Source organism: Mesorhizobium sp. P2_E6, from assembly GCF_056403835.1.
Window position 1 is genome coordinate 249,249 of the sequence record NZ_JBFUEQ010000002.1, and the last position, 23,485, is coordinate 272,733.

Annotated in this window: 24 protein-coding genes; 9 read left to right on the forward strand and 15 right to left on the reverse strand. The window is 63.3% G+C overall.

Annotated elements, in window-relative coordinates; translation table 11 throughout:
• Positions 1–39: 39 nt before the first annotated feature.
• The 4 genes from AC1D08_RS05870 to AC1D08_RS05885 all read right to left on the reverse strand — a co-directional run bounded on the left by AC1D08_RS05870 (position 40) and on the right by AC1D08_RS05885 (position 3,099).
• Complete coding sequence (locus AC1D08_RS05870; RefSeq protein ID WP_457151488.1) at positions 40–636, reverse strand: histidine phosphatase family protein; 597 nt, start codon at positions 634–636, stop codon at positions 40–42.
• Positions 637–680: 44 nt separating this feature from the next.
• A complete protein-coding gene (gene fabI / locus AC1D08_RS05875) occupies positions 681–1,499 on the reverse strand; it encodes an enoyl-ACP reductase FabI (RefSeq protein ID WP_477422735.1) in 819 nt (272 codons plus the stop codon).
• A 108-nt stretch (positions 1,500–1,607) separates the two neighbouring features.
• Positions 1,608–2,537, reverse strand: a complete 930-nt coding sequence (locus AC1D08_RS05880) for a DnaJ C-terminal domain-containing protein (protein WP_457151486.1) — start codon at positions 2,535–2,537, stop codon at positions 1,608–1,610.
• Positions 2,538–2,637: 100 nt separating this feature from the next.
• The gene (locus tag AC1D08_RS05885; RefSeq protein WP_457151485.1) at positions 2,638–3,099 is read right to left on the reverse strand and encodes an RT0821/Lpp0805 family surface protein; all 462 of its coding nucleotides are present in this window, start codon (positions 3,097–3,099) and stop codon (positions 2,638–2,640) included.
• 40 nt (positions 3,100–3,139) lie between these two features.
• Here AC1D08_RS05885 and pdxH point away from each other — a divergent pair, with 40 nt between their 5' ends.
• Positions 3,140–3,757, forward strand: a complete 618-nt coding sequence (gene pdxH, locus AC1D08_RS05890; RefSeq protein WP_457151484.1) for a pyridoxamine 5'-phosphate oxidase — start codon at positions 3,140–3,142, stop codon at positions 3,755–3,757.
• Positions 3,758–3,766: 9 nt separating this feature from the next.
• Here pdxH and AC1D08_RS05895 read toward each other — a convergent pair whose 3' ends face one another.
• Together AC1D08_RS05895 and AC1D08_RS05900 are read right to left on the reverse strand one after the other, a co-directional pair.
• On the reverse strand, positions 3,767–4,519 hold the full coding sequence (locus tag AC1D08_RS05895) for a crotonase/enoyl-CoA hydratase family protein (protein ID WP_457151483.1): 753 nt from the start codon (positions 4,517–4,519) through the stop codon (positions 3,767–3,769).
• Positions 4,520–4,538: 19 nt separating this feature from the next.
• On the reverse strand, positions 4,539–6,308 hold the full coding sequence (locus AC1D08_RS05900; protein ID WP_477422738.1) for an acyl-CoA dehydrogenase: 1,770 nt from the start codon (positions 6,306–6,308) through the stop codon (positions 4,539–4,541).
• 213 nt (positions 6,309–6,521) lie between these two features.
• Between AC1D08_RS05900 and AC1D08_RS05905 the strand changes: the two genes are divergently transcribed.
• Entirely contained in the window at positions 6,522–6,758 is a 237-nt protein-coding gene (locus tag AC1D08_RS05905; protein ID WP_457151481.1) for a hypothetical protein, read from the forward strand.
• A gap of 133 nt (positions 6,759–6,891) precedes the next feature.
• Positions 6,892–8,004, forward strand: a complete 1,113-nt coding sequence (locus AC1D08_RS05910) for a glycoside hydrolase family 25 protein (RefSeq protein WP_457151495.1) — start codon at positions 6,892–6,894, stop codon at positions 8,002–8,004.
• A 17-nt stretch (positions 8,005–8,021) separates the two neighbouring features.
• Here the strand turns inward: AC1D08_RS05910 and purD are convergent, their stop codons facing one another.
• Together purD and AC1D08_RS05920 are read right to left on the reverse strand one after the other, a co-directional pair.
• Entirely contained in the window at positions 8,022–9,299 is a 1,278-nt protein-coding gene (gene purD, locus AC1D08_RS05915; RefSeq protein ID WP_477422740.1) for a phosphoribosylamine--glycine ligase, read from the reverse strand.
• 158 nt (positions 9,300–9,457) lie between these two features.
• Positions 9,458–10,279: a phytanoyl-CoA dioxygenase family protein gene (locus AC1D08_RS05920; RefSeq protein WP_457151479.1), complete on the reverse strand. Its 822-nt coding sequence runs from the start codon at positions 10,277–10,279 to the stop codon at positions 9,458–9,460.
• Positions 10,280–10,367: 88 nt separating this feature from the next.
• Here AC1D08_RS05920 and AC1D08_RS05925 point away from each other — a divergent pair, with 88 nt between their 5' ends.
• Both AC1D08_RS05925 and ubiA read left to right on the forward strand, forming a co-directional pair.
• Positions 10,368–11,294 (forward strand): LysR family transcriptional regulator, encoded by a 927-nt coding sequence (locus AC1D08_RS05925; protein ID WP_477226006.1) that lies wholly within the window; start codon positions 10,368–10,370, stop codon positions 11,292–11,294.
• 31 nt (positions 11,295–11,325) lie between these two features.
• Complete coding sequence (ubiA, locus tag AC1D08_RS05930; protein ID WP_095091905.1) at positions 11,326–12,309, forward strand: 4-hydroxybenzoate octaprenyltransferase; 984 nt, start codon at positions 11,326–11,328, stop codon at positions 12,307–12,309.
• A gap of 55 nt (positions 12,310–12,364) precedes the next feature.
• Here the strand turns inward: ubiA and AC1D08_RS05935 are convergent, their stop codons facing one another.
• The 3 genes from AC1D08_RS05935 to AC1D08_RS05945 form a co-directional block, all read right to left on the reverse strand.
• Complete coding sequence (locus AC1D08_RS05935) at positions 12,365–12,931, reverse strand: DUF6101 family protein (RefSeq protein WP_095091904.1); 567 nt, start codon at positions 12,929–12,931, stop codon at positions 12,365–12,367.
• Between the two features lie 185 nt (positions 12,932–13,116).
• A complete protein-coding gene (locus AC1D08_RS05940; protein ID WP_457152828.1) occupies positions 13,117–14,547 on the reverse strand; it encodes an FAD-binding oxidoreductase in 1,431 nt (476 codons plus the stop codon).
• Positions 14,548–14,555: 8 nt separating this feature from the next.
• Positions 14,556–15,536: an L-threonylcarbamoyladenylate synthase gene (locus AC1D08_RS05945; RefSeq protein ID WP_457152829.1), complete on the reverse strand. Its 981-nt coding sequence runs from the start codon at positions 15,534–15,536 to the stop codon at positions 14,556–14,558.
• A gap of 184 nt (positions 15,537–15,720) precedes the next feature.
• On the opposite strand from AC1D08_RS05945, the gene AC1D08_RS05950 reads away from it, so the two are divergent.
• The gene (locus tag AC1D08_RS05950; RefSeq protein ID WP_457152830.1) at positions 15,721–16,248 is read left to right on the forward strand and encodes a hypothetical protein; all 528 of its coding nucleotides are present in this window, start codon (positions 15,721–15,723) and stop codon (positions 16,246–16,248) included.
• A 152-nt stretch (positions 16,249–16,400) separates the two neighbouring features.
• On the forward strand, positions 16,401–16,790 hold the full coding sequence (locus AC1D08_RS05955; RefSeq protein WP_457152831.1) for a hypothetical protein: 390 nt from the start codon (positions 16,401–16,403) through the stop codon (positions 16,788–16,790).
• A gap of 123 nt (positions 16,791–16,913) precedes the next feature.
• On the opposite strand, the gene AC1D08_RS05960 is transcribed toward AC1D08_RS05955, so the two are convergent.
• Positions 16,914–17,261 (reverse strand): ATPase, encoded by a 348-nt coding sequence (locus tag AC1D08_RS05960; RefSeq protein WP_457152832.1) that lies wholly within the window; start codon positions 17,259–17,261, stop codon positions 16,914–16,916.
• Positions 17,262–17,366: 105 nt separating this feature from the next.
• Complete coding sequence (gene glyS, locus AC1D08_RS05965) at positions 17,367–19,487, reverse strand: glycine--tRNA ligase subunit beta (RefSeq protein ID WP_477422742.1); 2,121 nt, start codon at positions 19,485–19,487, stop codon at positions 17,367–17,369.
• A gap of 313 nt (positions 19,488–19,800) precedes the next feature.
• On the opposite strand from glyS, the gene AC1D08_RS05970 reads away from it, so the two are divergent.
• Positions 19,801–19,977, forward strand: a complete 177-nt coding sequence (locus tag AC1D08_RS05970; protein WP_167392422.1) for a hypothetical protein — start codon at positions 19,801–19,803, stop codon at positions 19,975–19,977.
• A 2-nt stretch (positions 19,978–19,979) separates the two neighbouring features.
• Here the strand turns inward: AC1D08_RS05970 and AC1D08_RS05975 are convergent, their stop codons facing one another.
• Complete coding sequence (locus AC1D08_RS05975; RefSeq protein WP_095091899.1) at positions 19,980–20,900, reverse strand: glycine--tRNA ligase subunit alpha; 921 nt, start codon at positions 20,898–20,900, stop codon at positions 19,980–19,982.
• Positions 20,901–21,135: 235 nt separating this feature from the next.
• Between AC1D08_RS05975 and AC1D08_RS05980 the strand changes: the two genes are divergently transcribed.
• A complete protein-coding gene (locus AC1D08_RS05980; RefSeq protein ID WP_477422744.1) occupies positions 21,136–21,597 on the forward strand; it encodes an N-acetyltransferase family protein in 462 nt (153 codons plus the stop codon).
• A 103-nt stretch (positions 21,598–21,700) separates the two neighbouring features.
• On the opposite strand, the gene AC1D08_RS05985 is transcribed toward AC1D08_RS05980, so the two are convergent.
• Positions 21,701–23,476 carry a tetratricopeptide repeat protein gene (locus tag AC1D08_RS05985; protein WP_457153151.1) on the reverse strand — a complete coding sequence of 592 codons (1,776 nt, stop codon included), beginning with the start codon at positions 23,474–23,476 and terminating at the stop codon, positions 21,701–21,703.
• Between the last annotated feature and the right edge of the window lie 9 nt (positions 23,477–23,485).

The following is a 23,485-nucleotide window of genomic DNA, read 5'->3' on the forward strand; positions in this document are numbered from 1 at the left end:
CTGGGATGAACAAGCGTCCTGGCTAGGCAAGTGTCCTGGCTAGGACTGCGACAGCCACTCCAGGCGGTCACCCTGCAGCCTGAGCACGCGGTCCTGTGGTATCTCCAGGTTCGCTGCCTCGTCCTCCGCCACTCCAAGCACGAAGCGAAACAGAGCCCGCATGACCCCGCCATGCGTCACGCAGATCGTCTGGCGTTGGATCGCGTCGAACCAGGGTTTCACCCGTTCGAGCAGCATCTGGTAGCTCTCCGCGCCCTCGCCGGGCGGCTGGAAGTTCCATTTGTCCAGCGCGCGTGTCCGGCGCGCGCCTGGATACCGCGTCTTGAGCTCGGCATAGGTAAAACCCTGCCAATCGCCGAAATTGACTTCCACCAGGCGAGGATCGGTTCGATAGGCATCCGGATCGAGCTTCATCGCGGCGCGGATGCGCTGCATCGTCTCGCGCGTCCGCTTCATTGGGCTGGCAACGAAATCGAAATCCGCGGGATTTCGCACCACTTCGGCCAGCCGATGACCGTTTCCGGTCGCCTGCTCGCGGCCAAGCGCATTGAGGTCGGTGTCGGCCTGCCCCTGAAGCCGGGATTCGGCGTTCCACGCGGTCTGGCCGTGGCGCACGATATAAACCAGCGGGTACATCAGGTCTTCCGGTACGGGGTCGGGACGACGACGGTTGGTGGATGTTAATCCTTGACCGTCGAAATATCCGGCGCGTCGACCGCCTTCATGCCGACGACGTGGTAGCCTGAATCGACGTGATGCACTTCACCGGTGACGCCACGCGACAGATCGGACAGGAAATAGACGCCGGAATCACCGACTTCCTCCTGCGTCACCGTTTGCTTCAGCGGCGAATTGTATTCGTTCCACTTCAGGATGTAGCGGAAGTCGCCGATGCCTGATGCGGCAAGCGTCTTGATCGGGCCCGCGGAAATGGCGTTGACGCGTATCTTCTTGGCGCCGAGGTCGACCGCGAGATAACGCACGCTGGCCTCGAGCGCCGCCTTGGCGACACCCATGACGTTGTAGTGCGGCATGACCTTTTCGGCGCCGTAATAGGTCAGCGTCAGCAGCGAGCCACCATTGCTCATCAATGCTTCGGCGCGCTTGGCGATGGTGGTGAAGGAATAGACCGAAATGTCCATGGTGCGCAGGAAATTGTCGCGCGTCGTCTCGACGTAGCGGCCGGTCAGCTCGTCCTTGTCGGAAAAAGCGATGGCGTGGACGAGAAAATCGAGCTTGCCCCAATGCTTGGCGACATTGGCGAAAACGTCGTCCAGGCTCGCCGGATCGGTGACGTCGCAATGGCCGGCGACAAAGGCGCCAAGTTCGGCCGCCAGCGGCTCGACACGCTTCTTGAACGCCTCGCCCTGATAGGTGAGCGCGATCTCGGCGCCATGATCGACACAGGCCTTGGCGATGCCATAGGCGATCGATCTGTTGTTGGCGACGCCAAGAATAAGGCCGCGCTTGCCGGCCATAAGGCCCTGTCCACCCGCCATGTCAGCGCTCTCCGCAAGATTTTTCAGCTTTGTGGAGTGCCCTATCGCACAGGCACACTGCCCCTTCAAGCGCTCAAACCGGACAGTTCGGGGGACAAAAGCCGCCAATCAGCCTTTTTGGCTGCGCAGCAGCGATTCGAGCGCGCTATCGCCGCCTTCCGGCAGCATGATCCGCACATGGGCGTAGAGATCGCCATGGCCGCCGGCTTTCTCCGGCAGGCCCCTGCCCTTCAGCCGCAGCACCTTGTCCGAGTTCGACCAGGCGGGAACGTTGACCGCGAGCTTGCCGGTCGGCGTCTCGACGGGCACCTTGGCGCCGAGCACCGCATCCGCCAGCGTCACCGGCAGATCTGCATGCAGGTCGCGGCCCTCGATGCGGTAGCGCGGGTGCCGGCGCAGATGGACCTTGACCAGCGCATCGCCCGGCTGGCCCGGCCCTTGCTCGCCCTGCCCCTTCAGCCGGATGGTCTGGCCGTCCTCGACATAGGCCGGCAGCTTGACCGCCACCTTGCGGCCGTCGGGGAACATCGCCGTCACCTTTTCGGCGGTTGCCGCCTCCTCGATGGTGACGTCGAGCTTCACGTTCAGGTCGGCGGCGGTCGCCGGCTGGCGGCGGTCGCCCGCGCCGGGGCCGCGCGCGCCCGAAAAAGCATCGCCGAAAATCTGGCTGAAAATATCGCTGTTGCCGTCGAACGGATCACCGCCCGGACGGCCGGAGCGGAATTCGAAGCGTGAACCGCCGGCCCCTTGCTGCCGGCGAAACCCGCCAAAGGGATCACCGCCACCAGCGGCGCCCTCAAAGCCTTGGAAACGCGGCTTGCCGTCGGCATCGATCTCGCCGCGATCGAACGCGGCCCGATTCTTTTCGTCACCGACGATCTCGTAAGCCTGGTTGGCCGCGGCAAAACGGTCCTTCGCCTTGGGATCATTCGGATTCTGGTCCGGATGATGCTTCTTGGCGAGTTTCCGGTACGCCGATTTTATGTCCTTGGCCGATGCGTTCTTGGCAACGCCCAGCACCTCATAGGGGTCGCGCATGCTTACTGCCCTGGAAAAGGAGTGAGTCTCTGGTTGCCCCCTATATGCGCTCGCATAGGAAGAAATTCCAGTGGCCGAGCACCATATCAAAAACGGAAGATCAGAGCGCCTTGAAGTCCTGCATGTGCCAGCCGCCGGCGCTGGCCAGGCAAAGTTCGCCTTCGAACATGGCAACGCCATCAAAGCTCTCGCGCGAGGCCCTGAAACGGCGGCATGTCTGGCCCTTGTCCTTCAATTCCGCCAGTTCGGTGATGGAGCCTCGCGACCCGGTGCCGGCATTCGCCCACGGCACGGCCTGCCCGCCGAGCTGCTCGATATCGGCCGAGGACACCGCATTGCCGATCGTCGTCTGGTCGGAGTCGCGATCCGAACTGACCGGCGCGGAGGGGACGGACGTGCTGCTGGTCAGGATCGAGCGGTCGACTTCTGCCTTTTCCAGACTGAAGCCACCCGCGCCGCAGGCGGCAAGCGGCAGAGCGATCATCATGATCGCGGCTTTGGCGCTGGCTGAAGCAATTAGGCCGCTTTGCCTGCTGTCAAAAGCTTGCGCGATACGCGACAATCTGCAACCTCCCCCGCCTCGTAACGATTTGAGAAAAACTATGAGTGACACAGAGTTAACAAGCAGTGACTTTACCGAGGCGGCGGAGCCGTTTCGCCTCTTTGCCGCATGGCTGGAGGACGCCACCAAGAGCGAAATGAACGACCCAAACGGCGTGGCGCTGGCGACCGTCGATGCCGACGGCATGCCGGATGTGCGAATGGTTCTGCTCAAGGGGTTCGATGAAGGCGGGTTTGTGTTCTACACGAATTTCGAGAGCGCCAAAGGCCAGGAGATTCTTGGCAGCATGAAGGCGGCGATGTGCTTCCATTGGAAGTCGCTGCGCCGCCAGGTGCGCATTCGCGGCCCGGTAGAGATCGTCAGCGACGCCGAAGCCGACGCCTACTACGCGACGCGGCCACGCGGCAGCCGTATCGGCGCCTGGGCCTCGAAACAGTCGCGGCCGCTGGAAAGCCGCTTCGCACTGGAAAAGGCGGTGGCCGAATACACGGCGCGCTATCCGATCGGCGAAATCCCACGGCCAAAGCATTGGTCGGGCTTCCGCATCGTGCCCACGACCATCGAGTTCTGGCATGACCGGCCGTTCCGGCTACATGACCGGGTGGTCTTTTCGCGTGATGCAAAAGGCGGTTGGGACAAGACGAGGCTTTATCCCTAAAAGGGAGGTTTAGGCCTTCTTCCTGGTCATGAATGCCGTGAGCGCGGCGCGCGCCTCGTCTGATTTCAGCCGTTGGCGAAAATGTTCGCTTTCCTCGCCTATGCGGGCGAGGAGGTCGTCGCGCGAGCCGCGCATCAGGTCGCGCGCGATCTTCAAGGCCTGCGGAGGCTTGGCCGCGATCTGGCCGGCCGCCGTCAGCACCGAGGCCTCCAGCGCGTCTTCCTCGACCACATCGTAGATCAGGCCGGCGGCCTTCGCGCGTTCGGCCGAAAAGCCCTCGCCGAGGCCGAGCAGCGCGAAAGCTGCCTGCTGTCCCAGGATGCGCGGCGCCAACAGGCTGGAGCCCGCTTCGGGCACCAGGCCGAGATCGACGAAAGGCGTCCTGAACACGGTGCGTGGCGTGGCGAAGGTCAGGTCGCAATGCAGGTTGAGCGTCGTGCCGATGCCGACCGCGATTCCGTCGACGCCGGAGACGATGGGTTTCTCGACCCTGGCCAGCGCCATCAGGAAGTCCCAGACCTCGGTGCCGCCGTCGCCACCGGTGGCAACGACCATGAAATCGGCAAGGTCGTTGCCGGAGGAGAAGGCGCCGGGCACGCCAAGGAAGACATGGACGCGGATCGCCGGGTCGCCATCACCTTCTGCCAGAGCAGCCGACATTTTTGCATACATGGCGCGCGTCAAGGCGTTCTTCTTGTCGGGGCGGTTCATGCGGATGATCTGGATGGCGCCCTGGCGCTCGACGAGGATATGGTCTGTCACGGGTTTTTCCTTGTGAACGTCAGGCAGAGATGAGCGCCTTGCCGGCAGCGGCGAGGCTTTCGGCGCCATCGACAACGCGGTCCTTCAGGGCACTGACCTCGCCGAGCAGGTTTTCGGCGAAGAAGCGGCAAAGCGCGATACGGCCTTGATCGGCAAGCGCGCCCTGCGCCAGATAGGCCCCGCCGGCAGCCAGCGAGATCAGCTTGAGATAGGGTGTAGCACCCGCCAGCGCCTCGTCCGCCCGGCCGTCGGCCGACAGTCTTTGCAGGAAGCGGGTCGTTTCGCTGAGTTCGCCGAGCGCCTTGTCGAGAGCATCGGCGGTGCGGCCGAAACCCTCGAGATTCGATGTCCGCACGGCATTGGCGACCGCCGCCAGTTCGTCGATGAAGCCATGGACGTGTTCGCCGCCGCCGAGCGGCAGCTTGCGCATGACCAGATCAATCGCCTGGATGCCGTTGGTACCCTCATAGATCGGTGCGATGCGCGCATCGCGGTAGAATGCCGCCGCGCCGGTCTCCTCGATGAAGCCCATGCCGCCATGCACCTGGAGGCCGAGCGAGGCAACCTCGACGCCGACATCGGTCGAGAAAGCCTTGGCCAGCGGCATCAGCAGATTGGCACGGTCGCGCCAATGCGCCGCCTCATCGCCGACCGATACGCGCGCCAGGTCGATGGCATGGGCGCAGCAGTAGCTGATGGCGCGGGCCGTCTGCGTCAGCGCCTTCATGGTCAGGAGCGTGCGCTGCACATCGGGATGATGGACGATCGGCGCCATGCCGGCGCCGGCGTAGCTTGCCGCCTTGCCTTGCCGGCGCTCATTGGCATAAGCGATCGCCTTCTGCGTGGCGGCTTCAGCGACCGCGACACCCTGCATGCCGACGGAAAGACGGGCGTTGTTCATCATGGTGAACATGCAGGCCAGGCCCTTGTTCTCCTCGCCGATCAGCCAGCCGATGGCGCCAGGCGCAGCGCCCCCGAAGCCATCGCCATAGATCATGGTGCAGGTCGGCGAGGCGTGTATGCCGAGCTTGTGCTCCAGGCCGGAGCAGAAGACGTCGTTGCGCGCGCCCAGCGATCCATCGTCGCCGACCAGGAATTTCGGCACCAGGAACAGCGATATGCCGCGCGTGCCGGCCGGCGCATCGGGCAGCCGTGCCAAAACCAGATGGATGATGTTGTCGGTAAAGTCGTGCTCGCCATAGGTGATGAAGATTTTCTGGCCGAAGATGCGGTAGGTGCCGTCACCCACCGGCTCGGCGCGGGCGCGCAAGGCAGCGAGATCCGAGCCGGCCTGCGGCTCGGTCAGGTTCATCGTGCCCATCCATTCGCCGGAGACGAGCTTTTCAAGATATTTCGACTTGAGTGCCTCAGAGGCGTGCTTGTCGAGCGCCTCGACAGCGCCCATGGACAGCGTCGGGCCGATGCCGAAGGCCATGGCGGCTGAGTTCCACATTTCGAGCGCTGCGACGCCAAGCATGGTCGGCAACGCCTGGCCGCCATACTCCTCGGGCCCGGACAGCGCATTCCAGCCGCCGTCGATCCATCGGCGATAGAGTTCCTTCCAGCCGCGCGGCGTGGTGACGATAGCGTCCTTCAGCACCGCACCTTGCTCATCGCCGATCTTGTAGAGCGGCGCGACTTCGTCGGTGGCGAAGCGGCCGGCCTCGCCAAGAACGGCATCGACCAGATCCTCGCCGAGATCGCCGAACGTGCCGGCATCAAGGGCGGACTTGAGACCAGCCACGTGCTTGAGCGTGAAAGCGATATCCTCGACCGGTGCCCGATACATGCCGCTCCCTCCTCCTGATATAGGCCCACCGATCCTAGGACCCGCACTGCCGCAAAACCATCCGCCTTTCAGCGGCGGCCTACCATCTTCTTTTTACGTAAACGTCAAACTTTGTCACGTGGATTTTGCAATCGCGCCGACACGTATTAAATTCAATCGACGCCGGATCAAGTCGACCGGCGACAGACCCGAACCGACAGACCGGAACCACCCATGCTTGCCAGACCTGATGCCTATCGATGCATCGAATGCGGCCTGCCCTATCGCGCGGCAGGGTTCTCGTACCATCAGGGCAGACTGGAAAACGGCGCCGCCTACTGGTCGGATCGCGGCATATTGTGCTCGCCGCAATGCTCCCTCGCACATCACCGCAAACGCGCCGCCGAGGGCACGCTGCCGCAAGAGCCGGCGCCAGACCCGTTTGAATTTCAGCCACTCATCAGACGATAGCTTTGCCGGCGCCAGCCCCGCGGAAGCATTTCCTTAACCATAGCGGTCCAGGATTTGTCTTTGGTTAACGGGGATTCCCTGTTTGAAAACGCCGGCGCATCTTCTACGCCGCTCAGCGATCGCTCTCGCGGCGATGATGGCTCTGATATCAGTGGCAAAAGCCTCGGATTTTTCCGAGCCGTGGAAGAACGCTGACCGCGCCCTGGTCGTCGACGCCTACGAGTACAATTCCATCGACTGGGCCCAACTTGCCACCGACAAGCGGATCGTCGGCTTCATCAACAAAGCATCCGACGGCATGCCGCCACCCTATTTCTGTTTCGGCGACGACACCGATGTGAAGCTCTGCAAGGCGCTGTGGAAACGCCACGCGGTGACGCGCGAACTGTTCCAGACACGCAAGGTGGTCGCCAAGGCGCTCGGCCTGAAATGGGGCGCCTATCACCTCGCCCGCCCCGGCAATCCGGTCGAACAGGCCAATAATTTCCTCGATTTCGCCGAACCCGCGCCGGACGATCTGCTGGCTCTCGACATTGAAGGCAATGATCCTTCGCAGTGGATGTCGCTCGAAGATGCCGAGGAGTTCGTGCGCCAGGTGCATCGGCGCATCGGCCGCTTCCCTGTGCTCTACTCCAATGGCAAGACGGCCCAATACATTGCCGACAACAGCTACAGATACCGGCTCTTGTCGCGGTTGCCGCTCTGGTATGCCCGCTACAAGCCCGACATCGACGTGCATTTTCCGATGGGCAACTGGCAAGGCTACGCGCTGTGGCAGTTCTCGGCGCAAGCCAATTGCGGCCGGCTCCGCTGCCCTTACAGGGTCGCCGGCACGCCCAAGGACATCGACGTCAATGTCGCGCCGACGGACGCGGCCACGCTGCGCGCGCAATGGCCTTTCGGTGGTCTCATCGACGTGCCGCCTGACTATCTCGCCTCGATACCGTTGCCGGTGTCACGCGAAGCCGGCCTCGCCGGCAATGTCACGATCACCTACGCGTCGGTGGCGGCACCGCCGACCTTCGAGGATATGGTCGCGGCGCTGGGTACGCGGTGGACGAAGTTCCGCGACGGATTCCGCATGCCTGTCGTGAAGACGGTGCCGCGGCGGCCGAATTTCGGCATTGTCCAATATGTCGCCTGGAAGCGGACCGAACAGCGTTCGCCCTTGCAACTCGACGCCGCCTTTGCCGCCGCCGATCCGCTCAGCACCGCTTCGACCGAGATCGACCGCGGGCTGCGATAAGCAACCGTCGCAGAACTTTAATCTGCCTGCTCGCGTGCCACAGCCTGCCAGCCAATGTCGCGGCGACAGAATCCGTGCGGCCAATCGATCCGGTCGAGCGCGGCATAGGCGCGTTTCTGCGCCTCGCCGACCGTAGCGCCTGATGCCGTGACGTTGAGGACGCGGCCGCCATTGGCAACCAGCGCGCCGCCGTTTATGGCCGTGCCGGCGTGGAAGATCTGGGCGCCGTCATCCGCCGCGTCTTCGACGCCGCGGATGACCGATCCCTTTTCCGGCGTGCCTGGATAGCCCCTGGCCGCCATGACCACGATCAGTGCGGCCTCGTCGCGCCAGCGCACCGAAGTGTGTGCAAGCTGGCCGTCGGTTGCTGCATTGAGCAGGACCAGCAGATCGTCCTTCAGCCGCATCATCAGCACCTGGCATTCCGGGTCGCCGAAACGGGTGTTGTATTCGATCAGCTTCGGTCCCTTGTCAGTGATCATCAGCCCGGCGAAGAGGATGCCGGCGAAGGGCGCCCCGAGCTGGGCCATGCCACGCATGGTTGGCTCGATGATCTCGCGCATGGAGCGTTCGATCATCTGCGGCGTCATCACCGGGGCCGGCGAATAGGCTCCCATGCCGCCGGTGTTGGGGCCGACATCGCCGTCGCCGACGCGCTTATGGTCCTGCGCGGTGCCGAAGGGCAGCGCTGTGGTGCCGTCGCAGAGGCAGAAGAAACTTGCCTCCTCGCCGGTCATGAATTCCTCGACCACCACTTCCGCGCCTGCGGCGCCGAAGGACCCGTCGAAACAGGCATCGAGCGCCGCCCGTGCTTCGTCCAGCGTCATGGCGACGGTGACGCCCTTGCCTGCCGCCAGGCCATCTGCCTTGATGACGATCGGTGCGCCGGTCTTTTCGACATAGGCCTTGGCGGACGCCAGATCGCCAAAACGGCCATAGGCGGCGGTGGGGATGTCGTATCTGGCGCAGAGATCCTTGGTGAACCCCTTCGAGCCCTCCAGCCGGGCGGCAGCCTTGGAGGGTCCGAAGACGCGAATGCCTTGCGCACGCAGATCGTCGGCGATGCCGGCGACCAGCGGCCCTTCCGGTCCAACCACGACGAGGTCGATGTTCTTGTCCTTGCAGAAGGCGGCAACGACGGTGTGATCGGCAATGTCCAGCTTCACCAACTCGGCCTCGCCGCCGATGCCCGGATTGCCGGGAGCCGCATAGAGCTTTGTCAGCAGCGGCGACGCGGCGATCTTCCAGGCGAGCGCATGTTCGCGGCCGCCGGAGCCGAGAAGAAGAACGTTCATGGCCACCTCGTGATGCCTATTAACCTGCAAGCACCCGCTATTGCTCTCTGCACGATGGGTCAAGGCATCAGGGTGCTTTGATCGGAATTGCGCACGGGAACGTTACCCCTGCCGAAGATCGGCGGCGCACACCGCGGACGATTTTCTGGCAAGTCCCTTCAGCCCTGGAAGATGACCGGGAACCAGTCCTCGCGCAGCCTCTGTCCCGGCTGCATGCCATGGCCATGATAGGGCGGCGAGGTCCGTCCTGGCCGCTCGACATAACGCGCATCGTCGCCGACCCAGCGCAGCGACAGCGCCCGGCGCCGTGCCGAGGTCATGTTGCCGCGCGCGCCATGCGCGGTCCTGAAGTCGAACAGGATGGCGTCGCCAGGTTCCATTTCCCATTCGAGCACCTTCATCGACGGGTCCTTGTCCGGGTCCGGCACCGGCAGGTAGTCGCCGTCACCGGCATAGAAATTGCTGTCGTCGAGCCAGCGCACCGGCAGGATCATCTTGTCCCATTTGTGCGAGCCGGCGATCAGGCGCAGCGTCGCCTCCTTCACCGGATCGATGGGGATCCAGAAGCTCACCGTCTGCTGGCCATCAACGAAGTAGTAGGGGATGTCCTGGTGCCAGGGCGTCGGCTTCTGCGTGCCGGGTTCCTTGACCAGAACGTGATCGTGGAAGAACTGCGCGGTGCGCGACTGCATTACCTCCGCCGCCAGTTCGGCGGCGGGCGAATCCCGCACCACGCTGACGAATTCGGGAATGCGCTCCCAGTTGCAATAATCATCGAAGAAACTGCCGCGGCCATTGGCGATATCAGATGCGGTGGCGCTGCGGTTCTGCATGTTGCGCTCGATGCCGGCGGCAATCGTGTCGACCCAGTCCTTGAAGGCGCCGCGGATGCAAACCGCACCGTCGCGCTGGTAATCGGCGATCGTCTTTGCGTCGATGGCCTGGGCGTCGATTGTCTGGGTCTCAGTCTGGGAAGCCATCGCGTTCTCCTCTTGGAATGACCGACTATCGCAACCCGCTTTCATTCAGTAAAATAATAACTTCTCATTTGATATATAGGATCACTCTATGAATGTGACCCTCACGCAGCTGCGTTATCTGGTCGCCGTTGCGCGTCATGGCAGCGTCACCGGCGCCGCGAAAATGCTGAACGTCTCGCAGCCTTCGGTTTCGGTGGCCATTGACGCCGTCGAAAAGAATTTCGGCCAGAAGCTGTTCGTCCGCCAGCGGGGCAGCGGCGTGTCGCCGACGTCGTTCGGCCGCGCTGTCGTGGCGAAGGCAAGACAGGTTCTCACCGAAACGGACGAACTCGTCGGCCTGGGTTCAGGCAAATCGGCCGTCGGCGGCGAACTGGTGCTGGGATGTTTCGAGGACCTAGCGCCCTTCTTTGCGCCGGCCCTGATCCGCGCCTTCTCCGAACGCTATCCGGCCGTGAAAATCGTCGTTCGCGACGAGACGTTCGAAACGCTCGGGCGGCGGCTCGGCGACGCCGCCATCGATCTCGGCCTCACCTACGACCTCAGCCTGCCGACACATTTCGCCCGCATCCTACTGCGCGAGCTTCGGCCGCATGCGCTGTTGCCGGCAGGTCATGCCCTGGCGGATCGTTCCGAGGTCAGCCTTGCGGATCTGGCCGCCTATCCGCTGATCACGACAGACCAACCGCACAGCTGGCAGCACATGCTCGACCTGTTCCGCAGCCGCGGTCTCTCCCCGGTGGCGGACACAACGACGAGTTCGTTCGAACTCCAGCGCAGCATGGTCGCCAATGGCTTCGGCGTCGCCGTCAGCTACACCCGCCCGCATGGCGACCGCAGCTATGACGGCCTGCCGCTCCTCTGCAAACGGTTGTCCGATCCGCTGCCCATGCAGCGGATCCTGCTCACCTATGACACGCACCAGCGCGTTTCCAATGCGGCGCTGGCGTTCATCGAGGTCGCGAAGGATTGGTTCGCCTCTCATGACATCTTCGCGTCCGCAAGCGAGACTGCTTGACGGCCTTCCAGTCTGCTGCCAATCCAGCAGCATGGAACCGATCCAGTCGAAAGCGGCCCAGGGCCGTGTCGCCGATGCACCGAACGGCCATTGGGTCTATCGCGTGCTGCCGCGCTCGATATGGCCCTATGCGCAGCTTGCCCGGTGGGACAGGCCGATCGGCTGGCAATTGCTTTTGTGGCCTTGCTGGTGGTCGGCGGCACTTGCGGCGAGCGCCTATCCGCGTCCCGGCGATCCGCTGCTCTCGCTGCTGCCGGCGCCATTGTATCTCGTGCTTTTCCTGATCGGCGCCATCGCCATGCGCGGCGCCGGCTGCACCTACAACGACCTCGTCGACGAGGACATCGACAACAAGGTCGAGCGGACGCGGTCACGGCCGCTGCCGTCGGGCAAGACCACGCGTCGGCGGGCATGGGTGTTTCTTGTCCTGCAGGCGCTGATCGGCCTGGTGGTGCTCATCCAGTTCAACAGTTTCGCCATTCTGCTCGGCATCTGCTCGCTGGCCATCGTCGCCGTCTATCCGTTCATGAAGCGGATAACCAACTGGCCACAACTGGTTCTCGGCCTTGCTTTTTCCTGGGGTGCACTGATGGGATGGGCAGTCGAGTTCGGCGACCTCGATGGACCCGCCATCATGCTCTATATCGGCTCTATCCTGTGGGTGATCGGCTACGACACGATCTATGCGCATCAGGACAAGGAAGATGACGCCATTGTCGGCGTGCGCTCGACGGCGCGCCTGTTCGGCGACAACACCAAGTCATGGCTTGTCGGGCTCTATGGCGGCACGCTTGTGTGCTTCGCCATCGCCTTCGCGTCGGCTCAGGCTCCAGTGGTGGCGCTGGCCGGGCTGATCGCCGCCGGCGCCCATATGGCCCGGCAGATCGCCGTACTGGATATCGACAATCCGGACCAGTGCCTGCGGCTGTTCCGTTCGAACAACCAGGTCGGCTGGCTGATCTTCCTTGGCCTGATCGGCGGCGCAGTGTGGGTGGCATTGAAGCCGCTGGTTTAGCGGCTTTCTTCCTTCTCACCCCACAGGGGAGAAGGAAGAACGCGCCAAGCTCTTTCTACTCCCGCGAAATAATCTCCTGGCCGTCGATGACCAGCCTGAGACCGAGATCGCCGGCCCTGCGGCGGGCGAGGAAGCGCGGGCGGCGCATGTGCGAAACGCGGCCCTTGCGACGATCCTGCGGCGGCAGCGTCTTGATGGCGGCGCCGAGCGATTCTTCCAGGGTACGGGCAACGCCGTCCGACTCGATCAAGAGCATCGGCAGACGGTAGGCGTCGGCCCAGGCCCGCCAGTCGGCGGCGACATCTTCGAGATCATCGGCCACCAGCAGCGGCACCGACAGCATCGGATCGTTGTGCAGGAGTTCCAGCGTCACCGTAACATTGCCGTCCGGATCCTCCATCGCACGGGCGGCGACGCCGCGAAACGCATTGGCTGGCAGCGCGATGATCGCCGGCAAACCGCTCATCTCGAGCATGCGGCGGATCACTGCGCCCCGCTTGTCGATGGTAAAGGTCACGTCGCCGTAGTCGTCGCGTGTGGCGTAGCTCACCACTTGCGGCAGGCGGAATGGGTCGAGACGCATGTTGCGTCCGGCCCAGACTGGCTTCAGTCCGGTGTTCATAGAGTGCCTTCCTGTCTGTCTCCTGAGAGCCGGTGTCCGGTTCTCTCCGGGCCGGTTTTTCCAGCCTCGTTTGTGAGCAGACAGTAGCGTGGGCTCCTTACCGCCCCGCTTAAGAAAGTCGGTTAAATTTTGCTGATCTGCGGGATGGTTATCGGAATGCCACCAGCCACAAGATGCCGAAAGGATCAGATAACCTTACCGGGATTCATGATGCCGGCTGGGTCGAAGGCAGCCTTCACCCGGCGCATCAGGTCGATCGCCATCGGTGCCGCTGTGGCGATCAGTTCGTCCCGCTTCAACTGGCCGATGCCATGCTCGGCCGAGATCGAACCGTGCAGGCTGCGCACCACGTCATGCACGGCCTTGTTCATCGTATGATAGAGAGCGAGAAACGCCTCGTCGTCGCCGTCGACGGGCCGCGAGATGTTATAGTGCAGATTGCCGTCACCCATATGGCCGAAGCAGACCACGCGGGCGCCGGCACTCACCGACGCCACCGCGCCGGCGGCCTCCTCGATGAAGCGCGGGATCGAAGCGATCGGCACCGAAATGTCGTGCTTGATCGAAGCGCCCTCCGGCTTCTGCGCCTCGGGCAGCAGCTCGCGGAAGTTCCAGAAGGCATCGCCCTGCCCAAGACTTGCGGCAATGACTGCGTCGCCGACGAACTCCTGTTCGAGACCAGTCGAGAGCACCTCCTCGATCAATGCCCGCGAATCCTCCGATGAGCGGCCGGACGAAATCTGCATCAGCACATACCACGGCCAATCTTCGACCAGCGGCCGCACCACGCCCTGGGTATGCGCCAGGGTGAAGTCGTACGGGCGCTTGCCGATCAGTTCGAAGGCGGTGAGCGCTGCTCCGGCGCGGTCCATCGCCAGGCTGAACAGGGAGAGCGCTGCTTGCGGCGATGACAGGCCAACGAAAGCCACCTCGCGCCCTTTCGGCTTCGGGAACAGCTTGAGCACGGCGGCTGTGATGACGCCTAGCGTGCCCTCGGCGCCGACGAACAGGTTCTTCAGGTCGTAGCCGGTGTTGTCCTTCTTCAGCTTGCGCAAATCGTCGAACACCTCGCCGGTCGGCAGCACCACTTCAACCCCAAGGCAGAGTTCGCGCGCATTGCCATAGGCAAGCACGCCGGTGCCGCCGGCATTGGACGACAGGTTGCCGCCGATCTGGCAGGAGCCCTGCGCGGCCAGCGACAGCGGAAACAGCCGGTCGACGCTATCAGCCGCTTCCTGCAGCGTCTGCAGGATGACGCCGGCTTCGACCGTCACCGTGTTGGACAAGACATCGATCTCGCGGATGCGGTTCAGCCGCGACAGCGACAGCACGATCTCGCGGCCGGATCTATCCGGCACCTGGGCGCCGACCAGTCCGGTGTTGCCACTTTGCGGCACGACTGGCGTTCCCGTCTCGGTTGCCAGCCGCATGATCTGGCTGACTTCCTCAACGCTGCCCGGCCGCAGCACCAGCGACGTCGCGCCATGCCAGAGCCCGCGTCGCTCCGTGAGGTAAGGCGCGATATCCTGCTCGTCGCGCAACGCGTATTTGTCACCGACGATCGCCGCGAAGCGATCGATGAGAGCGGGATCGAGTTTCTCTGATACTTCGGTCATGGGGAAAACTACGTTGCTGCCAAGATGTTGTCACGAGGGGCGGCGGCGCGCGAGAGCCGATCGTTGATCGCCTCGCCAAGCCCGTCGAAGGGAACAGGCTCAACGGCGATAATCCGTGCGCCGCTGCTGTCGAGTACCTGCATATGAGCGAAAAGATTGCTCGCCGCTTCGCGCAGGTCGCCTGTCTCGGACAGGTTGACGAACGCGGCGGCATGTCGCCAGCCTTCGGCTCGCTGGCTGCCGAAGCCGAGCAGGGCTTCGCCCTCACCAACTGTTCCGGCGTTGAGCCGCATCGCGGCGTCAGGCGCATAGTGCGAGGCAAGCATGCCCGGTGCCTCGACGCCGGCGGCGCCGCCGCGCAAGAGCCCCATGCCGATGGCCGCCTCGATGTCTTCGGCGGCAATGCCGCCAGGCCGGAGCAGCCGCAATCTTTCCCCTTCGGCCTTGACGATGGTCGATTCCAGCCCGACTGGCGTCGCCCCGCCATCGACCACCAGCTTTATGCGTGCGCCGAGATCCGCCGCCACCGCTTGCGCCGTGGTCGCGCTGATCTTGCCGGATGAATTGGCGCTGGGCGCGGCAAGCGGCCGGCCAAGCCGGGCGATGAGCTCGCCGCCAAAGCCTCTTGGCATGCGCAAGGCAATCGTATCGAGCCCGGCCGTGACCAGCGGGTGGATGCCGTTGCCGGGCCGCTGCGGCAGCACCAGCGTCAGCGGACCCGGCCAGAACGCAAGCGCCAGTTTCTTCGACAGCGGATCAAACAGCGCTATGCGCTCGGCCATCGCCATGTCGGCGACATGGGCAATCAGCGGGTTGAAGCGGGGCCGCCCCTTGGCTTCGAAAATGCGCGCCACGCCGATGCCGTTGGTGGCGTCGCCGGCAAGCCCGTAGACGGTTTCGGTCGGGATGGCGACGACGTCGCCGTCCCGGAGCAGCGCCAGCGCCCGCTCCAGCGCCTCGCTGACGGCAAGTATTTCAGCCACTCTCATCACCTCGCAGATGACGGCTGCGTAGTACGATGGCGGCTGTTGGGCAAGTCGGCTGTTGCGACAAGTCGCTGTCGGGCAATCTGGGCATTGGCGATTTATCAATCGCTAAAATGCTACGTTCACGCGAAAGCCGGCATCAATTCCGGCCCGCTACTGTGCGGCTTCTGGGCAAAGGGGAGCGATCATGGTGTCTGTGCGTATGCTGCTGGGTATTGTCGTTGTGGTGGCGGCCGGCGGGGCACAGGCCTCGTCGCTGGTTTTCCCCGGCGTGCCCTCTTCGACGCCATCCATCATCAAGCTCGATGCCGCCAAACCCCTGAAGACCGCCGAAACCGCCAAGGCCAGCAATGTGCAATCGGTGGTGGGGCTCGGCGAAGCGCAGCCCGACGTCACTTATGAAAAGGTGTCGGCGATCACGGACAAGCCGGAGGCCAGGCGTGGGTTTGAGCAGAACCCGATGGTCATTCGCGGCGGGATCGTCGGTCCGGCCTTCTCGGCGCCGGCGCCAAGCGCCGCCTCGGCGAAAGCCGAAGCACCAGAGACGGGCACCGCGCCGGCGACAGGTACTGCGCCGGCGACAGGTACTGCGCCGGCAACGGCTACAGCCTCCGCCGCGCCTGCGGGAGACGCCGGGACAAACTCGGCCTCGCCGCCGAAAGCACCCGCACGAGCAACAACCCAGCCCGCTCGCGGGGTCAGCAAAGCCAATTAGAGGCTGGACCGCGACTTGACGGCGGTCTGGCGCCCAGCGCACCATTTGCAGGCAGACCCGTCGCGGTTCTTCGCCGCCGGGTGCCACTGTCCGAATTTCGTCAAGCGGCCATGGTAGACGGGTTTTTGTCATTTGGGGTAAGGGGGCTGATCATGAGAAAATTCAAAATTGTTACTGCGGCCGGGCTTCTGCTGGCGTCCTTGTTTGGCGCCGGCGCGGCCCAAGCCGATGACATGCTGGGATCCTATGTCGCGCGCATTTCCGATCGGGATCATCAGGCGAGTGACGGCTATGCACTGGAGACTGCCGCGCAGATGGTACGGCAGGACCGCGCCAACTGGCACAAATTCCACCGTCGCGACCGCGACGACGAGGGTGATGGCTGGTTCAGGACCAACGACCAGCGCGCCGATTTGCAGCGCATGCTGGAGCGCTCCGGCGCGATGAGCTCCTCGACCAAGCGCGCCATCGTCAATGGCGAGCCGCTGATCCAGGTCGACGTCTACGAAAACAGCGTGCGTGTCAGCATTCTGGAAGACTGACCCGTCAGCTTCCGGGAAGCCTGACCCAGTCAGCTTCCGGGAAGACTGATAGGTCCGCATCTGACAGAAAAGGCGGCGCGTCAGCGCCGCCCTTTCATCAATCAATAGATCGGCGGCCTAAAATCAGGCGGCTTCTTCCTTGTCTTCGCCTTCTTCGGACTCGTCGTCTTCGGATTCGTCTTCTTCGGATTTCTCGTCGTCGCCTTCAGCCTTCACGCTGTCATCGGCGTCGTCTTCGTCCTCATCGTCTTCGTCTTCTTCGTCTTCATCATCATCGGAGAGCGTGGCGGCTTCGGCGTCGTCAGACTCTTCGCCTTCTTCATCGTCGCCGTCTTCGTCATCATCCGACAGATCGGCCGCTTCGACCGTGGCGGCGGCAGCGTGATCGAGGGCGGTTTCGGAAGCGGATTCAAGCGCCTCGGCGGGAGCCGGGGTTTCTTCTGTCACTTCGATTTCGTGATCGGAATTCATGGAAGCCTCCGTGGGTTGGGGAACATGTCCCTTTTGCCACGGAGAGGTCATCGTCATATGACTGTAAGCCGGCTCGAAGGACCCATCTTCAGAATTTTTCAGGCCTCAACCAGCGATCTTCGAGAAGTCCGCGACCTGACCGGTGGCCGCCCGGATGCGGGCGAGGAGCGCCAGGCGGTTGGCGCGCACGGCCTCGTCCTCATCATTCACGAGAACATGCTCAAAGAATGAATCAACCGGTTCGCGCAACACGCTAAGCGCCAGCAGCGCGCCGGAAAAGTCTTCGTTTTGAATCGCTTCGCCGGCTTGCTTCTCAGCCTGATTCACCGCCGCAAACAGTGATTTCTCAGCATCCTCGCGAAACAGCGCCGGCTCAACAGTCTTGGCGACCACCGTTTTCTTCTTCTCCTCGGCGGCCAGGATGTTGGCCGCGCGCTTGGTGCCGGCGAGCAGATTCCTGCCGTCCTCGGTGTCGAGGAAAGAACCAAGCGCCTCGACACGGCGCACGATCTGCAGCAGGTCGTCGGACTGCGGTGTGATGACGGCGTCGATCAGATCATGCCGCGCACCCTGGTCACGGAGGTAGACTTTGAGGCGATCGTGGAAGAAGGCGAGGAGGTCGGAAACCCTCCCGACGATGGGGGCCAGCGCCAGTCGAGTATCATTTTCGATCAATATTCTAACCACCCCGAGCGCTGCCCGACGCAACGCATAGGGGTCCTTCGATCCCGTCGGCTTTTCGTCAATGGCCCAGAAGCCGATAAGCGTATCCAGCTTGTCGGCAAGCGCGACAGCGACCGATACCGGATCGCTCGGCACACGGTCGGAAGGACCTTGCGGCTTGTAGTGTTCTTCCGCCGCCGCGGCGACCGAAGCATGCTCGCCCTGCAGCAGCGCGTATTTTCGGCCCATGGCGCCTTGCAGTTCGGGAAATTCGCCGACGACTTCGGTGGTGAGATCGGCCTTCGCAAGGACAGCGGCGCGGCGCGCCAGCACAGGATCGGCGCCGACGATCGGCGCCAATTCCTCGGCGAGCCGGGCAATCCGCTCCACCCGCTCACCTTGCGTGCCGAGCTTTGCATGGAAGGTGACGCCGAGATGGTCGAGGCGCGCCATGCGCTGGTCGAGCGGCTTCTTGAGATCGAGCCCGAATTTTTCCGCCGATGCCGAGAGCTGATGGAGGTCCGGCAAATCGCCCTGGTCGGTCGTCCAGAAATAGAGCGCATCGGACAGCCGGGCGCGCACCACCTTGCCGTTGCCGTGGGCGATCTCCTTGCCGCCATCCTTGGCCTCGATGTTGGCGGTGAGGATGAAGCGATTGGAAAGACCCTCGGCAGCACCCTGCGGCCGCGTGACAAAGCATTTCTGGTTGGCGCGGATGGTCAACCGGATCACTTCGGCCGGAATGGCCAGGAAAGCCTCCTCGAACTCGCCCATCAGCACGACCGGCCATTCGACCAGCCCGGAGACTTCCTCCAGCAGCCCTTCGTCCTCGACAAGATCGAGCCCGTTGGCGAAGGCGAGATTGCGTGCGTCGGCAAGGATGATCTCCTTGCGCCGGTCGGCGTCGAGCACGACCTTGGCCGCCTCCAGCTTTGAGACATAGTCGTCGAAGCGGCGCACCGTAATGGCGCCAGGCGCGTGGAAGCGGTGGCCATAGGTGATGTTGCTCGAACGGATGCCGTCGATCTCGAAATCGACCACCACCGGTTCCTCGGTCTCCGGGCCGAAGGTGCACAGGATCGATTGCAGCGGCCGCACCCAGCGCAGCGAACCGGGCTTGGCCGAGGCCGGCCCCCAGCGCATCGATTTCGGCCAGGGGAAGCCGCGGATGATGCCCGGCACCAGCTCGGCGATGATCTCTTCCGATGCCCTGCCCGGCTTCGAGATGTGGGCGACGTAGAAATCGCCTTTCTTAGGATCGGAATGGACATGCGCCTCGGCGATCGACGAAAGCCCGGCCTTGCGCAGGAAACCTTGCACCGCCTGTTCGGGCGCCGTCGTCGACGGTCCCTTGATCTCCTCGCTTATATCCTTCGAGCGCGCGGTCAGGCCCCTGATATCGAGCGCCAGACGCCGCGGCGTCCAGTACTCGCGCGCTGCCTCATAGGTCAGCCCCGCCTCGACCAGACCGTCGGTCAACATCTTCCTGAGATCACCCGCCGCCTTACGCTGCATGCGCGCGGGGATTTCCTCGGAGCGAAGTTCGAGCAACAAATCCGGCATCAGAGTTTCTCCACCCGCACGCCTTCTCCCTCTTTGCGCGTCCTCGCGCCTCCGGCGCTGCGGGCGCGCGGCTGTGCGGGGATTTCCTCGGAGCAAAGTTCTAGAAGCAGGTCAGGCATGGATGAGGCTCACGCGGCAAGATGGTCCGCGCGGGGCATAGCAACTCGGCTGGCCGCTGTCACCCTTTCCGGAAATTTTGGCCGCCCTGTCGGGACGAGGCGAACCCGCCCGTCCTTGGATCAAAGATTTCCATGAACCGAACGCAGCGCTGAAGCGACCCACGCTCAGGTAGGGAACTATTGGCTGAACGACCATGAAAACGGCATCCAGACTTCTGCAGATTGTAGCACTCACCGCCTGCTTCACCGCGCAGGCTCACGGTGCGTTCTCGATGCCGGGCGTTCGGCAGGCATTGCGCACGATCGACGGTGCCACTGGTCAGAACGTATTGCCGATCAACGCTTGCCTCAAGGTGATGAAGCGAGCCTGAACTCAGGCCGCCAGTCCGCCAGCCTGTGTCTTCAAAAACGCCTCGCCGCAGGCCTTCGCCAGATTGCGCACCCGCAAGATGTAGCTCTGCCGTTCCGTGACCGAAATCACGCCACGCGCGTCGAGCAGGTTGAAGACATGGCTGGCCTTGATGCACTGGTCGTAGGCCGGGAAAACCATGCGGTGCATTGGCAGATTGTCGTTCGACGCCGGTGCACCGGCATCGAGCAGCGCCTTGCATTCGGCCTCGGCGTCCTCGAAATGGCGCAGCAGCATCGCCGTGTTGGCGTATTCGAAATTGTGGCGCGAATACTCCTGCTCGGCCTGCAGGAAGACATCGCCGTAGGTGACCTTGTCGGCCCCTTCGCGGCCGTTGAAGTTGAGGTCGTAGACATTGTCGACGCCCTGCACATACATGGCCAAGCGCTCCAGCCCATAGGTCAGTTCGCCCGCCACCGGGGCGCACTCAATGCCGCAGACCTGCTGGAAATAGGTGAACTGCGACACTTCCATGCCGTCGCACCAGCATTCCCAGCCCAGCCCCCAGGCGCCCAGCGTCGGGCTTTCCCAGTCGTCCTCGACGAAGCGGATGTCATGCAGCAGCGGATCGACGCCGATCGCCGCCAGCGAGCCGAGATAAAGCTCCTGCAGGTTCGGCGGATTCGGCTTCAGGATCACCTGGTACTGGTAATAATGCTGCAGCCGGTTCGGGTTCTCGCCATAGCGGCCATCCTTGGGGCGGCGCGACGGCTGGACATAGGCGGCGTTCCAGCGTTTTGGCCCGAGCGCGCGCAGCGTGGTCGCTGGATGAAAGGTGCCGGCGCCGACCTCCATGTCGTAGGGCTGCAGGATGACGCAACCATAGTTCGCCCAATAATTGTGCAAGGTCAGGATCAGCCCCTGGAACGAGCGGCTGGGATGCATATGGGCGGGGATTTCAATCGTCGGGATTTCAATCGTCACGGGGGCCTCGGCAGCAAAGGCTAGCTTGCCGGCACGTCCTAGAGACCCGGCGGCGTAGCGTCAAGCAAGGCGCACCGGTGCGGACCTAGCGAGCCCGCCGATGATGTTGAAAGCTTTGCGAGCGACTGGCCCATTGCCGGCCATGGCCGCCTGCGGTCTGCTCATGCCGCAAAGTGTCAGGACAACAGGTTCAATCATGCCCAGTTCCACCATCATCCGTCCCATCGCCCGGCAGGATTTCGACCAATGGCTGCCGCTGTGGGACGGTTACAATGCATTTTACGGCCGCTCGGGCGAGACGGCGCTGGCAAGCGAGATCACCGCGATGACATGGTCGCGCTTCTTCGATGCCTATGAGCCGATGCATGCGCTGGTTGCCGAGAGCGAGGGACAGCTTTTCGGCCTCGTGCATTACCTCTTTCACCGCAGCACCACGGCGATCTCGCCCAATTGCTACCTGCAGGACCTTTTCACCACAGAGGCCTCGCGCGGCAAAGGCATCGGCCGGGCCCTGATAGAGGGCGTCTACGAGCGTGCCCAGGCCGCCGGTTCGGGGCGGGTGTACTGGCTGACGCATGAGACCAATCACACGGCGATGAAGCTCTATGACAAGGTCGGCGAACGCTCCGGGTTCATCGTCTACCGGAAGATGTTCTGAGGCAGTTTCCGGCGCACTGGCGCGTGTTGAGTTTTAGGACGGATGGACGTCCAAACGAAAACGGGGCTCCGAAAGAGCCCCGTTTGCATTTCAAGAAGCGATTTCACCCCTTCGGGGCTGGCACCGGCTCGGGCTTGACCTTCGGGGTTTCCTGCGCGGTGTTGGACTCGATGGGCGGCAGGCCCTTCATCAGCTTCTGCTGCAATGTGGCCAGCACATCGGGGTCCGGCTTCAGGTCGCGCGCCTGGTTCCACTGGAAGGTGGCTTCCAGCTTGCGGCCAACACGCCAGTAGGCGTCGCCGAGGTGATCGTTGAGAACCGGATCTTCCGGCTTCAGCGACACCGCGCGTTCCATCTCGCGCACCGCGTCATCGAACCGGCCGAGGCGGAAATAGGCCCAGCCCAGGGAATCGACGATGTAACCGTCGCTCGGCCTGAGATCGACGGCCTTCTGGATCATCGCCAGGCCTTCCTTGAGGTTCGTATTCATGTCGACCCAGGAATAGCCGAGATAGTTCAGCACCTGCGGCTGGTCGGGGAACAGTTCCAGCGCCTTGCGGAAGCTCGGTTCGGCCTTGGGCCATTCCTTTAGCCGCTCATAGGCGATGCCGCGTTGGTAAAAGATGTTCCAGTTGGCGGCAGTCGGCGTCTTCAGCACCGTGACTGCCTTGTCGTAGAGATTGGCCGCCGAGCGGAAATCATCCTTCGACGAATAGACGCCGCCGAGCGCCAGATAGGCGCGCATGTCGTCGGGATGCGCGTCGACGAAAGCCTTCAGATGGGTGATCGCCTCGTCCTGACGATTGAGATCGGCAAGGTTGAGGCCGAGTTGCAGGTCCGAAAGCTCTTTCAACGGCGAAGAGTCGGGGATGCGCCGATAGAGCGCGATGGCGCCCTCGCCGTCCTTCAACTGTTCGGAAACGGCCGCGAGTTGCACCAGGGCTGCGTCGCTGTCAGGCTTCAGGGCCAGGGCATACTGCAGGTAAAGACGGACGAATGGCTCGCCACCGCCGCGATTGAGCGCCGTGGCGAGATTAAGCAGTATCTCCGACGCGCCGTCCGACGGGCCGGCAGCGAAAGGCGCAATTTTGTCACCCTTGCTGATCTTGTCGCGCAAGGCGACGATTTCCAGCTTGCCCGGCGCAAACGCCTCGGCCTGATCGAGCACCGACAGTGCCTTGTCCTTGTCGCCCTTGCGAGCCAGGAACGACGCGTAGGCCTGGGCGTTGCGCATCCAGGTTTCGGGAGCCGCACCACCGGCGGCCGTATCCTGCATCGTCGCGGCGTAGATCGCCTCGGCCTTTTCGGGCATGCCCGACGCGTCGGCGATCAGCGCGCGATGGAAGGACTTGAACAGACCGAACCAGTCCGGCCCCTGCAGCTTGTCGATGGACGCCATCGCATCGCTGGCTTGGCCGGCGCCTTGTTGGGCCCAGCCGGACATGACGCCAGAGATCAGCCGGTCGAGATCGGATTCCAGCGACAGCTTGAGCCAGTACTGTGCTTTGGCGAAATCCTTCTTGTGGAAGGAATCGACCGCCAGCGCCAGGCGCGAGAAGCGCTCGACATCGGGAACTTCCTTGAGCTTGTCGGCATAGACCAGGGATTCGTCGAAGCGCCCTTGAGCGATCAGCGACAGCATCAGGCTCTGCTGCAGGCCGGTGTCGCTCGGATTGAAGGCCAATGCCTGCTTGTAATAGGCGATTGCGCTGTCGAGGTCGTTGTCGCCTTCGGCGATCCGGGCGGCCAGATAGGCACCCGAGAACGACGTGATCTTGACCGGTTCGGCGGTTTGCTTGGCATAGGCCGGCAAAGCCGAGATCGCCATGCCTGTCACAATTGCCAGCCTTGTCAGCCAGCGCGCACGTCCTTGCTGCATCGTATCCCT

What these genes read in the sequence shown, in the direction of transcription:
- glyS (WP_477422742.1), bottom strand. Translation starts at nt 19,487, where the DNA reads ATGCCGGATTTGTTGCTCGAACTTCGCTCCGAGGAAATCCCCGCGCGC.
- AC1D08_RS05985 (WP_457153151.1), bottom strand. Translation starts at nt 23,476, where the DNA reads ATGCAGCAAGGACGTGCGCGCTGGCTGACAAGGCTGGCAATTGTGACA.
- AC1D08_RS05940 (WP_457152828.1), bottom strand. Translation starts at nt 14,547, where the DNA reads ATGACCGAAGTATCAGAGAAACTCGATCCCGCTCTCATCGATCGCTTC.
- AC1D08_RS05955 (WP_457152831.1), top strand. Translation starts at nt 16,401, where the DNA reads ATGAGAAAATTCAAAATTGTTACTGCGGCCGGGCTTCTGCTGGCGTCC.
- AC1D08_RS05880 (WP_457151486.1), bottom strand. Translation starts at nt 2,537, where the DNA reads ATGCGCGACCCCTATGAGGTGCTGGGCGTTGCCAAGAACGCATCGGCC.
- AC1D08_RS05870 (WP_457151488.1), bottom strand. Translation starts at nt 636, where the DNA reads ATGTACCCGCTGGTTTATATCGTGCGCCACGGCCAGACCGCGTGGAAC.
- fabI (WP_477422735.1), bottom strand. Translation starts at nt 1,499, where the DNA reads ATGGCGGGTGGACAGGGCCTTATGGCCGGCAAGCGCGGCCTTATTCTT.
- ubiA (WP_095091905.1), top strand. Translation starts at nt 11,326, where the DNA reads ATGGAACCGATCCAGTCGAAAGCGGCCCAGGGCCGTGTCGCCGATGCA.
- AC1D08_RS05935 (WP_095091904.1), bottom strand. Translation starts at nt 12,931, where the DNA reads ATGAACACCGGACTGAAGCCAGTCTGGGCCGGACGCAACATGCGTCTC.
- AC1D08_RS05960 (WP_457152832.1), bottom strand. Translation starts at nt 17,261, where the DNA reads ATGAATTCCGATCACGAAATCGAAGTGACAGAAGAAACCCCGGCTCCC.
- AC1D08_RS05905 (WP_457151481.1), top strand. Translation starts at nt 6,522, where the DNA reads ATGCTTGCCAGACCTGATGCCTATCGATGCATCGAATGCGGCCTGCCC.
- AC1D08_RS05980 (WP_477422744.1), top strand. Translation starts at nt 21,136, where the DNA reads ATGCCCAGTTCCACCATCATCCGTCCCATCGCCCGGCAGGATTTCGAC.
- purD (WP_477422740.1), bottom strand. Translation starts at nt 9,299, where the DNA reads ATGAACGTTCTTCTTCTCGGCTCCGGCGGCCGCGAACATGCGCTCGCC.
- AC1D08_RS05975 (WP_095091899.1), bottom strand. Translation starts at nt 20,900, where the DNA reads ATGCATCCCAGCCGCTCGTTCCAGGGGCTGATCCTGACCTTGCACAAT.
- AC1D08_RS05900 (WP_477422738.1), bottom strand. Translation starts at nt 6,308, where the DNA reads ATGTATCGGGCACCGGTCGAGGATATCGCTTTCACGCTCAAGCACGTG.
- AC1D08_RS05945 (WP_457152829.1), bottom strand. Translation starts at nt 15,536, where the DNA reads ATGAGAGTGGCTGAAATACTTGCCGTCAGCGAGGCGCTGGAGCGGGCG.
- AC1D08_RS05910 (WP_457151495.1), top strand. Translation starts at nt 6,892, where the DNA reads ATGATGGCTCTGATATCAGTGGCAAAAGCCTCGGATTTTTCCGAGCCG.
- AC1D08_RS05925 (WP_477226006.1), top strand. Translation starts at nt 10,368, where the DNA reads ATGAATGTGACCCTCACGCAGCTGCGTTATCTGGTCGCCGTTGCGCGT.
- AC1D08_RS05970 (WP_167392422.1), top strand. Translation starts at nt 19,801, where the DNA reads ATGAAAACGGCATCCAGACTTCTGCAGATTGTAGCACTCACCGCCTGC.
- AC1D08_RS05920 (WP_457151479.1), bottom strand. Translation starts at nt 10,279, where the DNA reads ATGGCTTCCCAGACTGAGACCCAGACAATCGACGCCCAGGCCATCGAC.
- AC1D08_RS05950 (WP_457152830.1), top strand. Translation starts at nt 15,721, where the DNA reads ATGGTGTCTGTGCGTATGCTGCTGGGTATTGTCGTTGTGGTGGCGGCC.
- pdxH (WP_457151484.1), top strand. Translation starts at nt 3,140, where the DNA reads ATGAGTGACACAGAGTTAACAAGCAGTGACTTTACCGAGGCGGCGGAG.